This window comes from Flavobacterium sp. AG291 (genome assembly GCF_003350375.1).
GTDB classification, from domain to species: domain Bacteria; phylum Bacteroidota; class Bacteroidia; order Flavobacteriales; family Flavobacteriaceae; genus Flavobacterium; species Flavobacterium suzhouense.
On record NZ_QQAR01000005.1, the window covers coordinates 1 to 15,631 of the forward strand.

The 15,631-nt window shown below is 40.6% G+C and carries 11 protein-coding genes; 4 read left to right on the forward strand and 7 right to left on the reverse strand.

What is annotated here, in order from left to right:
• Positions 1 to 232: 232 nt before the first annotated feature.
• Both DEU42_RS06920 and thiL read left to right on the forward strand, forming a co-directional pair.
• Positions 233 to 655 carry a response regulator gene (locus DEU42_RS06920; protein ID WP_114757566.1) on the forward strand — a complete coding sequence of 141 codons (423 nt, stop codon included), beginning with the start codon at positions 233 to 235 and terminating at the stop codon, positions 653 to 655.
• A gap of 338 nt (positions 656 to 993) precedes the next feature.
• The gene (gene thiL, locus DEU42_RS06925; protein ID WP_114757567.1) at positions 994 to 2,046 is read left to right on the forward strand and encodes a thiamine-phosphate kinase; all 1,053 of its coding nucleotides are present in this window, start codon (positions 994 to 996) and stop codon (positions 2,044 to 2,046) included.
• 88 nt (positions 2,047 to 2,134) lie between these two features.
• On the opposite strand, the gene DEU42_RS06930 is transcribed toward thiL, so the two are convergent.
• Positions 2,135 to 2,548 carry a DUF2541 domain-containing protein gene (locus DEU42_RS06930; RefSeq protein ID WP_114757568.1) on the reverse strand — a complete coding sequence of 138 codons (414 nt, stop codon included), beginning with the start codon at positions 2,546 to 2,548 and terminating at the stop codon, positions 2,135 to 2,137.
• Between the two features lie 387 nt (positions 2,549 to 2,935).
• A complete protein-coding gene (locus DEU42_RS06935; protein ID WP_114757569.1) occupies positions 2,936 to 4,477 on the reverse strand; it encodes a glycine--tRNA ligase in 1,542 nt (513 codons plus the stop codon).
• Positions 4,478 to 4,676: 199 nt separating this feature from the next.
• On the opposite strand from DEU42_RS06935, the gene DEU42_RS06940 reads away from it, so the two are divergent.
• Positions 4,677 to 5,360, forward strand: coding sequence for a ComF family protein (locus DEU42_RS06940; RefSeq protein ID WP_114757570.1), 684 nt, complete (start codon positions 4,677 to 4,679; stop codon positions 5,358 to 5,360).
• A gap of 104 nt (positions 5,361 to 5,464) precedes the next feature.
• Complete coding sequence (locus DEU42_RS06945; RefSeq protein ID WP_114757571.1) at positions 5,465 to 7,081, forward strand: Ig-like domain-containing protein; 1,617 nt, start codon at positions 5,465 to 5,467, stop codon at positions 7,079 to 7,081.
• Here DEU42_RS06945 and DEU42_RS06950 read toward each other — a convergent pair.
• The 5 genes from DEU42_RS06950 to DEU42_RS06970 all read right to left on the reverse strand — a co-directional run bounded on the left by DEU42_RS06950 (position 7,065) and on the right by DEU42_RS06970 (position 15,448).
• Positions 7,065 to 7,832: an amidohydrolase gene (locus DEU42_RS06950; RefSeq protein WP_114757572.1), complete on the reverse strand. Its 768-nt coding sequence runs from the start codon at positions 7,830 to 7,832 to the stop codon at positions 7,065 to 7,067. The genes DEU42_RS06945 and DEU42_RS06950 overlap by 17 nt on opposite strands.
• Before the next feature lie 203 nt (positions 7,833 to 8,035).
• Positions 8,036 to 9,493, reverse strand: a complete 1,458-nt coding sequence (locus tag DEU42_RS06955) for a glycoside hydrolase family 30 protein (RefSeq protein ID WP_233506636.1) — start codon at positions 9,491 to 9,493, stop codon at positions 8,036 to 8,038.
• A gap of 34 nt (positions 9,494 to 9,527) precedes the next feature.
• The gene (locus tag DEU42_RS06960) at positions 9,528 to 10,991 is read right to left on the reverse strand and encodes a glycoside hydrolase family 30 protein (protein WP_114757574.1); all 1,464 of its coding nucleotides are present in this window, start codon (positions 10,989 to 10,991) and stop codon (positions 9,528 to 9,530) included.
• A 19-nt stretch (positions 10,992 to 11,010) separates the two neighbouring features.
• On the reverse strand, positions 11,011 to 12,501 hold the full coding sequence (locus tag DEU42_RS06965) for a RagB/SusD family nutrient uptake outer membrane protein (RefSeq protein ID WP_233506637.1): 1,491 nt from the start codon (positions 12,499 to 12,501) through the stop codon (positions 11,011 to 11,013).
• A gap of 10 nt (positions 12,502 to 12,511) precedes the next feature.
• Positions 12,512 to 15,448, reverse strand: coding sequence for a SusC/RagA family TonB-linked outer membrane protein (locus DEU42_RS06970; protein ID WP_114757576.1), 2,937 nt, complete (start codon positions 15,446 to 15,448; stop codon positions 12,512 to 12,514).
• Positions 15,449 to 15,631 lie beyond the last annotated feature (183 nt).

Below are 15,631 nucleotides of genomic sequence, written 5' to 3' on the forward strand. Positions count from 1 at the left end.
GCTGTTAGAAATAAAATAATCCATCGGGTTTTTGCGGTAATAAAAAACCAAACCTTTTATCAAAAAGATTTGGTTATATCATAGAAATCGAAATGACACAGAACCAACCGGACTTTACTGCTTTGCATCTTTGCATCTCTACAACTTTAAGACTATTTTATGTTAGCAAAAGGCTAATCTTAGTGTATGCTGCACTTGCAGGCAATACTTTTACGGTGCAAAAACAGCTATCATGAAAAAAGACGGACCTATAATAATCATTGACGATGATGAGGATGACAGGCTTATATTTGAAGACATACTTAAGTCGCTACAAATCCCTAATGAAATAATCCTGTTGGGAGACAGTACTCAGGTTATCCCCTTTCTGCAACAGGAACACATCAAGCCCTTTATGGTGATTTCCGACATTAATATGCCGAGAATGAACGGTTTCGAACTGCGTGACGAAATACTAAAAGATCCGGAACTTACAGAAAAGACCGTGCCTTTTATATTCTTCACTACGGTAGGCAATGGCTATACGGTTGAAGAAGCCTTTAAGCGCACCATACACGGCTACTTTCACAAGACAAGCGACATGAAACAACTCAAAGAAACCCTACAGGAGATCGTTGATTACTGGAAGGATTCTGTTATACCTGAGATAGAGTAGAAAGTAACATTAAGCAGACATTAGTGAAGCTTCGGCATTAAACTCTGTGGCGTTAAGAAAATTATAAGAGAGGCGTTAAGAAGCATCCGCTGTTTGAGCGTAGCGAGCCTGCCTGCCGGCAAAAGCAGGTTCGGATGGTTTAGCCGAATGTAATAATTTTTAGCCTAAGGAGTCCGGCCGTACCTTTTTCGTTCTTTTGTGGCAAGACAAAAGAACAATCATTTGAGATTGCCACGCTCCGTTACACTGCGCTCGCAATGACAACAGCATACAAATTACTTTAAAACTTTACGACTATATTGTAACTTTGCAACTTTCAACTTTGCAACTCAAAAGAAATGATAGAAGATAAAAACCAGCAGCGCACCAGTCTTTCGGCACTGGGCGAATTCGGCCTTATAGGACACCTTACACGAGATATTGAAACATCTCAGCCCTCTACCCTTAAAGGCATAGGCGATGATGGCGCTGTGCTTGATTTTAAAGATAAAAAAGTGGTAGTCTCTACTGACCTGGTGATTGAAGGCGTACACTTCGACCTTGCCTATATGCCATTAAAGCATTTGGGCTATAAAGCTGTTGTGGTTAATGTGTCTGACATCTGTGCGATGAACGCTACCCCTACCCAGATTACAGTATCAATCGCGGTTTCCAACCGTTTTCCGGTTGAAGCGCTTGACGAATTGTACGACGGTATCAAACACGCTGCAAAAGTGTATGGTGTGGATATTGTAGGCGGTGACACAACCTCATCACAAAAAGGGATGATATTAAGCATTACTGCCATTGGTGAAGCAGAAGCGGAAGATATTACTTACCGCGCCGGTGCTACCAGTACTGACCTGCTTATTGTAACCGGCGATGTAGGTGCTGCCTATATGGGGCTTCAGGTATTGGAACGCGAAAAACAGGTGTTTCAGGTAAACCCGAACAACCAGCCCGATTTAGATCCTTATAATTACCTTATCGAACGCCAACTGAAGCCGGAGGCCCGTAAAGACATTAAAGCTATCTTAAAAGCCCTTGAAGTACAGCCTACGAGCATGATCGATGTTTCTGACGGACTATCCTCAGAGATTATTCACCTGTGCAAGAATTCAGGACTTGGCGCAAGCTTATACGAAGAGAAGATTCCGGTAGATCCGCAACTTATCAATGTGTGCGAGGAATTCAACATTGACATCACTACAGTCGCCCTTAATGGCGGAGAGGATTACGAATTGTTATTCACAATCAAACAAGCCGACTACGACAAGATAAAAGGCAACCCTAACTTTACGGTTATCGGCCACATGACGGAAGAAAGTGCCGGCATTAACCTTGTTACCCGTGCCAACACGCAGATCCCGCTTAAAGCAAGGGGATGGAATGCACTTTCAGAAGGAGAGTAATTTCTCAGTCGCAATTTGCAGACCTTTAATATAAAACACAAAAGCTCCCTGCTATCGCAGGGAGCTTTTTTATAACGGCTCTTTAGTCTTACTTCGAGGTTCGTCCCTGCACTTCAACCTTCGCTTTATCGGTCAACAGCATATTCCCAACGGAATCGTATTGAAGTTCAATCTTCTTGATTTTAGCACTGCCGCTTTTACCGGGCAAGTCCCATGCAAGTGAAGTCATGCCTTTAGTAAGCACGCCTACCGCTTTGGCATCATATTCTTTTTTAGTACCATCGCTCATTTCCACATATACCTTTTTGAGCTTAACAGTACCCTGCACACATTTAATCCTGATCTTGTCCACGCTTTTGGCATCACCCCTTGGCGTGACAACATCCTTTTCAGCTTTAAAGCTTACGGTTTTCTCGGCAATAGTAACCCAGTTTTGCGCACTTATCTCAGACGAGAATCCCAGGAATAAAAAAAACGTCAATAGTGTAAAGGTGTTTTTCATGATTATAATTTTTATGGTTGGCTGTAATTAATTTACTTGCAGCAACTTACCTCTAAATTACAAAAAACAAAGACACAAAAAACATATTTTACATCATAGCAAACAGTTAACACTATTTTCGTTTCAGACGGAATGAAATGAAGTGGAGACAAGGGAATGTAAGCCGACTGGCGAGGCAAATCTAAATTAAGAGATTCTTCAACTCCTCCACCGCGGCGGATGCGCTCAGAATGACAAACTCAACGTAATAAATCTAATTATAGCAGCTTTCGTCATTGCGAACGCAGCGTAGCGGAGTGTGGCAATCTAACACAGGAGATTGTTTCGTTCCTCTCAATGACCTAACACCATAAAAAAAGCTGCCCTTTCAGACAGCTTTCATTTATATTACATTTTCATAAGCCAGTTTCTTACTGAAACCGCTTCGTTGATTATACCTCTCAGTTCAGATATCTTAACCCTGTCCTGCTGCATGCTGTCGCGGTGGCGGATAGTTACGGTCTGATCTTCCAACGTCTGGTGGTCAACCGTGATACAGAACGGAGTACCCAGGGCATCCTGTCTTCTGTAACGGCGGCCTACTGCATCTTTCTCGTCATAAGACACATTGAAATCCCACTTAAGGTCTTCGATGATCTCTCTTGCAACATCAGGAAGTCCGTCTTTCTTAACTAACGGAAGTACTGCTGCCTTAGTAGGTGCTAATACAGCTGGAAGCGCAAGTACAGTACGTGTAGAACCGTCTTCAAGAGTTTCTTCTTTTAGTGAATTAGAGAATACCGCAAGGAACATCCTGTCAAGACCTACCGAAGTTTCTACTACGTATGGCGTGTAGTTTTCGTTAAGCTCAGGGTCAAAGTACTGTAGTTTTTTACCTGAGAACTGTTCATGTGCTTTAAGGTCAAAATCAGTTCTTGAGTGAATACCTTCAAGCTCTTTAAAGCCGAATGGAAAGTTGAACTCGATGTCAGCAGCAGCATTAGCATAGTGTGCCAGCTTCTCATGGTCATGGAAACGGTAATTTTCTTTACCTAGCCCTAATGACAGATGCCATTTTAGTCTTGTTTCTTTCCAGTACTCATAATATTTCATCTCTTCGCCCGGGCGAACGAAGAACTGCATTTCCATTTGCTCGAACTCACGCATACGGAAGATAAACTGCCTTGCCACGATCTCGTTACGGAACGCTTTACCTGTTTGCGCAATACCGAAAGGAACTTTCATACGACCTGTTTTCTGTACGTTCAGGAAGTTTACAAATATACCTTGTGCCGTTTCCGGACGAAGGTAAAGATCCATAGCGTTAGATGCTTCAGCACCTAGTTTCGTTCCAAACATAAGGTTGAACTGACGCACCTCTGTCCAGTTTTTAGAACCGGTTTCAGGGTCAGCGATCTCAAGTTCTTCGATAAGTGCTTTTACGTCGGCAAGGTTCTCAGTTTCCAGCGAACGCGCCATACGCTCAAGTATCTCTTTCTTTTTAGCAAGGTATTCTACCACACGCGCATTAGTAGTGATGAATTCCTGTTCGTTAAAGGCATCACCAAAACGAACTCTTGCTTTCTCGATTTCTTTTTGGGCTTTCTGGTTAAGCTTCTCGGCATAATCCTCGATAAGCACGTCGGCCCTGTATCTTTTTTTGGAATCTTTGTTATCGATCAACGGGTCGTTGAAAGCATCAACGTGGCCCGATGCTTTCCAGGTTGTTGGGTGCATGAAGATTGCGGCATCAATACCCACAATGTTTTCATGCATTTGCACCATCGATTTCCACCAGTATTCCCTGATATTCTTTTTCAGTTCGGCACCATTCTGCGCATAATCATACACTGCGCTAAGGCCGTCGTATATTTCGCTTGACGGAAAAATAAATCCGTACTCTTTTGCGTGCGAAATAACATTTTTAAATAGATCTTCTTGTTTTGCCATAGTGTTGCAAAAATATAAAAAGGGATTGTATATACAGAAGCTTATAAATATAAAAAAGACTCTTTTACAATTTGTTAAAATTTTGAATTAATATTCTTACATCAGAAGAGTTTTAACAAATTAAATTATAAATCTACACAACATATAGGAAATAACTTGCCAATTATATATATTTACCCTACCTAAATCACACCCCCCTATGATAAAAACTTTACTTAATTTACTTTTTCCAAAACCCTGTTCAGGCTGCGGAACGACGCTTCTTGAAAGCGAGCACCTTGTGTGTACCCACTGCCGGCACGACATGCCGTTTACCCAGCATCATCTTGATAACAATAACGAAACTGCCAAAAAATTCCGTGGCAGGCTGCCTGTAGAACACGCTTCCTCAGTGGTTTACTTTCACAAAGAAGGTATTGTTCAGGGACTTATCCATAACCTGAAATACCGCGGCAAAGAAGAGATAGGCTCTATGATGGGCCAATGGTATGTACACGACCTTAAGGAAATTGAAGCCCTTAAAGACGTTACCGAGGTTGTACCTGTACCGCTGCATAAAAAAAGGCTTCGTGAAAGAGGTTACAACCAGGTTGAAGGTTTTGGCAAAGCCCTTGCTGAAGGACTGGGAAAAAATTACAATGAAGACATATTGTTGCGAACGCACTATACCAAAACCCAAACTAAGAAAAACCTTGCTGCCCGTGCCGAGATCATCAACGAATCGTTTGATGTCGCACCTACTGATTCCGATAACGGCAAGCACTTTTTGTTAGTAGATGATGTTATTACTACCGGAGCTACCCTTGAAGCCTGTGGCAAAGCCCTTCTCAAAATACCCGGAGCCAAAGTAAGCATCATAACCATGGCCTACGCACATAGCTAAACCCAAACCCGGCTCCTCTCTTCGGAGAGGGGCTATAACATTTTTTAAAAACATTTCGTTTACAGGGAATATAATCGTTATTTTGTGCAGTCAAAGAAAACGATATGCTGAAATACAGGATTTTTCTCTATATACTTTTTACTTCGCTGATTTTCACCTCCTGCGCCAAAAGAGGCAGCATTACCGGCGGAGCAAAAGACACAATACCTCCATACATTATTGGCAGCTCGCCAAAAAATATGAGCACCCAGTTTAAAGGCACTGAGATACGCATAGACTTTAACGAATACATCAAGATAAAAGATGTAAACAAGCAACTTATCATTTCTCCTCCTATGGAGAACACCCCTGTTATTACTCCTGCAGGGAGTGCCAGTAAATTTATCAAAATAAAGATAAAAGACACACTTAAGGAGAACACTACCTACAGCTTTAACTTCGGGCAGAGTATCACCGACAACAATGAAGGCAATCCGTATTCGCAGTTCAAATTTATATTCTCAACCGGAACGTATATCGATTCATTGACACTTAACGGACGAATTAAAGATGCTTACTCCAACAAAACCGACAACTTTGTAAACATAATGCTTTATGAGGCTGATTCAACCTTTAATGATTCAACCATATACAAGCAACGACCAAGATATGTTACCAACACCCTTGACAGTACGGTTCAGTTCTCACTCCAAAACCTGAAACAGGGAAAATACCATATTGTTGCGTTAAAAGACGCTAACAACAATTACAAGTTTGACCCTAAGTCGGATAAGATTGGTTTCCTTAACCAGACCATCGATGTACCTAACGACACTATTTATGAACTGGAACTGTTTCAGGAAATAAGGCCATTTAAAGCTCTGAAACCTGTACAGGCCACTTCACATAAATTATATGCCGGTTATGAAGGAAAAGATTATAAAAACATCAAAGTAAAAGTGCGCAATGGTGCTGATACTGAAGACATACCTTCTATAGCAACCAAAGTAAAGGACAAGGATTCACTACAGGTATGGTTACCACGAAAGCTAACTGCCGACTCATTAAAAGTTGCTGTTAGCTACAAAGATTCTATCAAAAAATTTAATGTAAAGTTCAAGGAGCTCAAAGCCGCTGACTCGTTGAAAATAGATGCCGTACAAAAAGGAGGATTGCATTTCAGAGAGAAGTTTACACTTTCGTCTGTAACACCTATCGTTACGATAGACAGCACAAAAATAAAGCTAATCAACAAGGACTCTGTTGCCATGAAATACACTATGGCCTATGACGAAATGAAACAGGAACTCTCGTTTGACTTCCCTAAAGAAGAAAGCCAAAAATACAACATAACCCTGATGCCGGGTGCTTTAAAGGATTTTTACGAAAAGGAGAATGACACCTTATCCTATACGCTACCTACCAGAACGTATGCCGATTATGGAAACCTGCGCATAACGTTAGCCAATGCCAAACGTTTCCCGCTTATGCTGGAAGTACTTAACGCAAAAGGAGATATAGAGGCCTTTTATTATTCTGAAGGAGAAACCAAGATAAGTTTCGACAATGTGTTGCCTGACAAATATACGCTAAGGGTATATTATGACGACAATAAGAATAAAGAATGGGACACAGGGAACTACCTGTTAAAACTTCAGCCTGAGGAGATGATCTATATGCCCAAAGAAATAGACGTACGGGCCAACTGGGATCCTGAAGAAACCTTTAATCTTGGAGGATAAAACTATCCCTGTCGTTTAAGAAACTAAACTTTTTACGGGTTTCGAGCATTGTTTGCTTATTAAGCTCAACAGTTATTACTTCCTCTGCTTCAGAGGAAACAGTAAGACTTGTCCCTAAACAGTCAAATACCTGTGAGTGCCCGGGATAATTATGTCCGTTATTATCCTGCCCTACCCTGTTTACTCCGGCAACATAGCACATGTTCTCTATCGATCGGGCACGTAAAAGCGTGTCCCAGGCAAGCACACGTGGCGAAGGCCAATTAGCAACATACAACAAGAGGTCAAAATCTTCAGTATTACGGGAGAAAACAGGAAAACGGAGATCGTAGCACACCAGCGGGCAAATCTTCCAGCCACGATAATCTATAACAAGCCTGTCAACCCCTTTTGTATAAGCTTTATCCTCACCTGCCAGCGAAAACAGGTGACGCTTATCATACTGCTTTATTTCTCCATCGGGCATTACAAACAAAAAGCGGTTATAATAGTTTCCATTTTCTTCTATAACCATACTCCCTGCTATGGCACAGTCTTTACCCGCCGCTATGGTTTTCATCCATTCTACCGTTTCGCCGTCCATAGTTTCGGCAACTGTATCAGGCTTCATAGTAAAACCTGTAGAGAACATCTCAGGCAGCAGGATAATATCCGTCGGTTCATTAATGCTGCTTATCAGTTTTTCAAAATTAGAACGATTGGCATTGGCGTCTTCCCAGAAAAGAGAAGTTTGTATCAGAGAGATTTTCATGACAGATTATTAAGTCATAAAAGTACAAAAAAAGAGAAAGCCGTGCTTGCAACACGGCTTTAACTAACCACAACTCTAAACAATTTATTGAAGTAAAATCAATAACTTTTGAAAACCATAACCGGGATTTTACTAAAATTCAGAACAGATGTTTTTTGGAAAGTAACTGTTAACACAATCCCTGGTTATGGTATAACTATACTTTACATTACCAGTGTCGCAACAGCACCGGCCTTAAGCGTAATAGTTGTATTCTTTTTGCCGGCATTCACATCAATAGTCTTTACTTCTTTTGATGTATTTTGAATGATGGCAACAGTATTTCCTGACGGTGTTTTGTAAGCCACATTTGGCAGGCCTTCAATAACATTTGACTGCACTCTTACCGAACCCGGACGCACAAACTTAGACGCATGTGCAATTATGTAATAAGCCGGCTCGGGAGTTACTGTATCACCTGTGATGGTTACCGCACCAAGACATCCAACGCATCCACCCCTGTCAGTGTGAGGTTCCTGCTTTTCGTCTGCCGCAAGATTCCATTCCAACACGGTTTTACACCAGTTGTTAGGCGCACCGATAATAAGGTTTTCGATATGCCAGTTTAGCTCATTTGCAAAGTTACCAGGTGCTCCTACCCATTGCTCTGTAAAATACAGATTCTTATCCGGGTGTGCTTCGTGCACTGACGATACTGCTTCTATCTTACCCCCGTAAAGGTGAAACGCAGAACCATCAATATATTTTGCAGCCTCTTTATCATTTAATATTGTAATAGGGTAATCCGGCCTGTCGGCATTATGATCGTAAATTATGATCTTGGTTGTAATACCATTCTTTTTAAATTCAGGCCCTAAGTGGTCGCGTACAAAAACCTTCTGGTCTTCAGCCAACATCAAAAGACTTGGGTTATTACCCGGATGAAGCGGCTCATTCTGTACCGTAATAGCATCAATGGTGATTCCGTTTTTCTTCATCTCCTGAACATACTTCACAAAGTATTTAGCATAAGCCGTATAGTATTCAGGCTTAAGGCTTCCCCCGCGTGTATCTCCGTTAGTTTTCATCCAAACCGGAGGCGACCATGGCGAACCTAATATTTTGATTGAAGGATTTATTTTAAGTATATCCTGCAATACAGGTATAAGGTATTTTTTATCGTAACCCAAATCGAATTTCTCCATATTCACATCGGTCTGTCCTGCAGGAAGATCGTTATAAGAGAAAAGTAACTCATCAAGATCCGATGCTCCGATGCTTATCCTGATGTAGCTTACACCCAGATCGTCAGGTCCTGTACCATATATATGCTGTAATAGTTTTGCCCTTGCCGGCGCACTCATTTTACTGATGTGCAGTACGCTTCCTCCACTAAGGGTATATCCAAAGCCGTCCATTTCCTGGAAAGTTTTACCAGTATTGATGGTTAGCTGTATATTTTCATTTTTTGGCTGGCCCGTCACCGTTACTGCCTCTTTTTGCAGCAGGGCCGATCTATCAGGCATGGTAATCCATAATCCTGCGGTTTCAGACTTTCCATTCTTTACCGAACCACAGCCTGTTACCATAGCTGCAACAGCCATAACAATCACAAATCCTGATAGTAAATTTTTCTTTTTTATATGCATGGTAATCCTATGATACACTGTAGACTGTACCAAAATTTTAATTATGTTTCAATTTTTTAGTGCCGGGCTATTGCCAGACGATAGTTGCCACAGCTTGTGGCTCCAGCGAGTAAACGATTTTTTTATCATCAATCTTTACTGCAAATTTTCGTGCCGTTTGCGACGTATTAAGTACCACCAGCACTTTTGATCCGTCAGCATTAACAAAGGCAACATTTTGTAAACCAAGTGAATTATCAAAATTGGTAGAGTTTACCCTTTTTGCTCCAGGCTTTACAAATTTTGAAAAATGCGCAAGCGCATAATATTCCACATTTTTGGTTACTGATCCGTTAGTAGTAACAGTAACCACACCACGACAATCCATACATCCTCCGTTAGTAGGACCTGAATTGCTGTTGAGTGCAAGATTCCATAGCAGTACATTTTTTGACCAGTTACGTGTAGTACCTATAAATATATTACCAATACTCCATTTCAAATTCTCAGCAAAATTAGTACTCCATCCACCTCCTGAAACTTCAGTAAAGTATAGGTTCTTATTAGGGAAGGCAGCATGTACCACATTCATGGCACTGGCATCACCTGCATAAGCATGAAAAGCAGAACCATCTACATATTGTGCCGCCTGAGCATCACCTAAAATACTTAATGGATAATCCGTCCTGTCAAAATTATGATCATACGCAATGATTTTGGTAGTAAGTCCGGCTGCCTGAAATTTAGGACCAAGACTGTTTTTTATAAAATCGGCCTGCTCTATGGCAGTCATTTTCATTGTTGGATAGGTATTTATTTCGTGCAATGGCTCATTTTGCGGCGTAATCGCATCAATGGTGATACCGTGTGCGGCATAAGCATTAATGTATTTTACAAAATAATTGCCGTAAGCATCATACCATTCCGGTTTAAGGCTACCACCGTTCATACTTTGGCTGGTTTTCATCCATGCCGGAGCACTCCACGGGCTACCCATAATTTTTATGTTTGGCGCATAGCCTAATATCGATTGTAACACCGGAACAACATCTGTCTCATCCGGAGCTATCGAAAAATTTGCAAGGCTGGCATCAGTAGTGCCTGCCGGCATATCATCATAACTAAAGTTTGCAGATGAAAAATCTGAAGCTCCAATAGTAAGACGCAGATAACTAAGTCCTATACCTTCGGTTGTACTAAAAAGGTCTTTTAGCAAGGCGTCTTTTTGAGTTGCATTCATCCCATTGATAACAATGGCCGAAGAACCTGTTAATGCAGCACCAAAGCCTTCAATCTCCTGATACTGCTGAGAGAAATCAACAGAGATTGAAGGATCAGTGGTGGCATTAGTATCATAAATAGATGCTCCTGAAGATTGTTTGCTCAAAAGCTTGGTCTGTTCGCCATTGGTAACCCACACATTGGCCGTTCCAACAACATTTCCTGACTCTCCAGGTGTTACCGGAGGCCCGGGATTACCCGAACTTTCTTCACTTCCTGAACAGGAAAAAAACAAAGCAGCCAAACCTATATAAACAAACGATTTCTTCATAGCAGTCTATTGCGATATATTAGTTATAACCTGTAGTTTGAACAAGGTTAGGGTTTCTGTTTAGCTCTCTTTGAGGAATAGGAAGGAAAATCTCATAATCCTGCATGTTGTAGTTTACAGAGTTACCGGTTCTTAGATCTACATCATCAACAGCATTCATGGTTTGTACAGCAACATTGTTTCTTACAAGGTCATCCCAACGGTGTGCCTCCTGAGCAAGCTCAAGTCTTCTTTCGTTAAGGATTGCTGTTTTCATCAAATCCTGAGATGCTCTCACGTTTGCAGCAAGAACCCCGATATTTGCTCTTAACCTGATCTGGTCAACAAGATCAGCAGCAGCACCCGACTGCCCCTGATTGTTAAGCGCTTCAGCTTTTAGAAGGATAATATCCGCTAAACGTAAAAGATAGACATGGTCTGAACTTGCCCATCCCATAGCATTTTTCCATTTGTAGTTAAAAGGAATTGAACTTCCTACTGCGTTACCCCAGTACTCATCTGCCCAAGGTGCATTTTCAAAAAGGATATTTGCATCTTTTCGTACTACATCGCCTTCAGCATCATACGCATCAACAAGGTCATGCGAAGGTGTTACAAATTTTCTCCATGTATCACCACTCTTAGATGGAGGAAGGTGCATTTGCGGAGCCCATGAACCTTCGTTACCTCCTAAATATTGTATCTCAATGATTGACTCCGAATTATTGTAATGAGCACCATCAAAAAGGTCTGCATAGCTACCTAAAAGCTGGTATCCGGCAGGGCTGTTTATTACAAGGTCAGCATAATTAACTACTTGACCCCACTCCGGCATAGGTTGTTGTGCATAAGCCTTTGCAAGTAATGCATAAGCAGCACCTTTAGTAGCACGAGCTTTATTTACAGAAGAATCAGTTCCGTAATCATTCGGAAGTTTTTCGGCTGCAAGTTTAAGGTCAGCAATAATCTGAGCATAGGTTTCTTCCTCTGTAGCCCTGAAAACACGCACTACAGAAGGATCACCCGATTTGGTGCTTTCAAGAATCAATGGCACACCTCCAAATAATCTTGCAAGTGTAAAATAGTGGTATGATCTTAAAAAATAGGCCTCTCCAATAATTTGCTCTCTTCTTTCCTCAGTCAGCAAACGTTGCACTTTAGGTGCCTGTTCGATAACAATATTAGCTTTTAAAATTGCATTGTAAATCGCAGACCATGCATTATAGATCCTGTCATTTGTAGGTTCTACATTTATGGCATCAAGCTGAAATATTTGTGCATTATCCCCTCCTGCATAATTATTATCAGAACGCACGTCTGAGAACAAAACATGATCCCATACATAATAGTCGTTACCCTGAAAAGACTCATACACGCCAGTAAGTGCAGCTTCAAGCTGATCACCTGTCTGGTAAGAGTTTTGTGCCACTCCTTCAGAGATTGGCACCGTATCCAGATTTTCATCACATGATGCAAGCATCAAACCTGCAAGCAATAAAACTGAAATTGATTTTTTATTTAGAATTTTCATAATCATTTATTTATAGTGAAGCCCTGATACCGAATATAATGTTTCTTGTTTGCGGATATGTACCGTAGTCAATTCCCATTGTCGTGTTACTGTTTCCTCCAAAGTTAACTTCCGGGTCAAAACCTGAGTAATTAGTAAAAGTTAAAAGGTTTTCTCCTGTTGCATACAATCTTAATGAACTGATACCAATCTTGTCAAGAACGCTCTTAGAGAAATCATAACCCAATGTAAGCGCTTTAAGTCTCAGATAAGAACCATCTTCAACATAATGAGTAGAAATTTCAGAATTCTTTGTTAATCCATTTGTCTCAACCCTTGGCACATTAGTTATGTCTCCCTCGTTTTGCCATCTGTTAAGCACTGCAGTACTTTGATTTCGTGAATCCATCATACTTTCAGTATCAAAACGTGAAGCATTCAGCATGTCGTTACCCTGAGATCCCTGGAAGAAAATATTCAGGCTGAAGTTTTTGTAGCTGAAGTTATTTGTAAAACCATAGATAAAATCAGGATTTGCATTGCCTATTATTTTTTTATCCTCTTCAGTCGGATCAAAAGTTGGCTCACCGTCGGCACCTATGTAGTATACATTACCTGTAGCAGGATCTACTCCTCCCCACTGGTAACCGAAGAACTCACCAAGCGCATGTCCTTCCTGCACTAGTATTGCATCACCTCTGGAAGCTATACTCCCATAGTTATATTTTTGACCAAGCAAATTAGTCACCTCATTTCTGTTGAAAGAAATATTAAAATCGGTAGACCATTTAAAGTCTTCGCCATCAAAGTTCACAGTACTTAACTGAAACTCCATCCCTTTATTCTCAAGAGCACCGGCATTCATTGTAACATCATTAACACCTGTTGTTCTTGGTAGAAGTACACCTAAAAGTAAGTCGTCGCTTGTTTTTTTATAGGCATCAACGCTAAATTTTATCCTATTATTGAAAAGTGCTAAGTCAATACCAAAATTTATCTGCTCTGAGGCTTCCCATCTAAGATCGCTATTTTGTATTGATGCCGGGTAATTACCAGGCTGTGCAGCACCTCCAATTGGATAGTTTGATCCCGGTGTAATTCTTTGATACCAGGTATAATTACCAATGTTATCATTACCAACTTTACCCCAACCTGCTCTTAGCTTAAGGTCATTGATCGCTGTAACATTTTTTAGGAATTCCTCATTAGAGATTCTCCATCCCGCAGAAAACGATGGAAAATAACCCCATTTATGGTTTGGTCCAAATCCACTTGAAGCATCTGCCCTGAAGTTAGCAGTGAACAGGTATTTATCATCAAAAGAGTAATTGATTCTTGAAATAAAAGACGAATTATACTTTTCTGCTTTATTTGCTGTAGCTGTGTTAATTGTAGCACCTGCATTTGGAGTAGTAACGCCATCTCCTGCAAATCCTCTTCTTTCAATATCAGCACTTTCCCAAAGCGATTTTTGGTATACCGTACCTGCAACAGCCTCTATAGCATGTTTTTTTACATTAAGCTTGTAGTTTAATGTATTCTCATACATGTAATAGTTGTAACGGCTTGTATTGTAACGGCTGATACCTTTCATTGCTCTACCGTAACTGGTTCTGTACGGGTCAAGGAAATAATCATAAGCCGTATTATTATGATCTACGTTAAGAGCAGACCTGAATGTAAGTCCTTTAAGAATTTTAAACTCACCATAAACGTTACCAAATACACGCTGAAGTCTGTATTGTCTTTGTGCACCATCAGTATTAGAATATGGGTTTTCCCAGTTTTGGAAAGGGTTACTTGTAAATGAACCGTCTTCATTGTAGATACCAATGTTTTGTGGCGTATTAAGCACTCCAAGAAGAACTCCTCCGCTTCCAACTCCATTACTATCATTCACATCAACGTCAGTATAATCTACATAGTTAATACTAGTACCTATTTTTAACCAGTCAGTAACTTCCTGAGTTAGGTTTACTTTAAACGTTTTTCTGTTCATTTCAGCACTTCTAACAGCACCTTCCTGATTTACAACACCACCTGAAACATAGTATGAAGTCTTGTTGCTTTTTCCTGAAAATGATACCTGATGGCTGTTTGAAACTCCGGTTCTGAAAATTTCATCCTGCCAATTCGTATTGTACTGATATCTTGGATCATCCCAGAAACCTGGAGAAGTCCCTAAGCCTCTTTCAGCTTGTAATTCTTTATATTGCTCAGCATTAAGCACATTAAGTTTTTTCCATACTGTCTGGAAACCTGTGTAGGTTTCATAGGTAAGTGTTGGCTTCTCACTCTTACCCTGTTTAGTGGTAATAATAACAACACCATTACTACCCTGAGAACCATAGATAGCCGCCGAAGAAGCATCTTTAAGGATTGATATCGTTTCAATATCAGCAGGGTTCATAGCACGTGTATCCGAAGTGATTACGCCATCAATTACATAAATAGGGTCACTACCCGCAGTGATTGATGAAGTACCACGTACCCTTACACTAAAACCACCTCCTGGCTTACCTGTGTTAGATGTTACCTGTACACCTGCAGTTTGTCCCTGTAATAAACTTGACACCTGATTGTTTACACGGTTTTCAAATTTTTTACCGTCAACAACACCTACTGCCCCGGTAATGTCTTTTTTCTGTTGTGCACCATAACCTACTACCACGACTTCCTGTAATAGTTGGGCATCTTCTTTAAGTTGTACTTTCATTGATGATGCAGCAGTAACTTCCTGGCTTGCATATCCAATGTAAGTGAATACTAAAACATCTCCTGCCTGGGCATTAATGGCAAAATTACCATCCATGTCGGTAGAAGCATTAGTGGTAGATCCTTTTACCAGAATATTTACTCCCGGCAGGGTCATACCTGTACCTGCATCAACAACAGTTCCTTTTACCTGAGCAAAAGTCGCTGCCGAAAAACACAGGAACAATAAGGTTAAGTAGTTTTTAAATCGCATAAGATTTTGTTTGGGTTAGGGTTAATTTTAAAGTAATGAAAACCATCATGTTATGCCTATTTAGCAATTCTTAATGAACCAAATTAAGAAAACAGCAAATTTAGCATAGCCGAAATCGTTTTCGACTCAAATTTTAATGAAGCCAAATTATAATTAAGGCTTTTAACATTTAAAAAAGGCTAT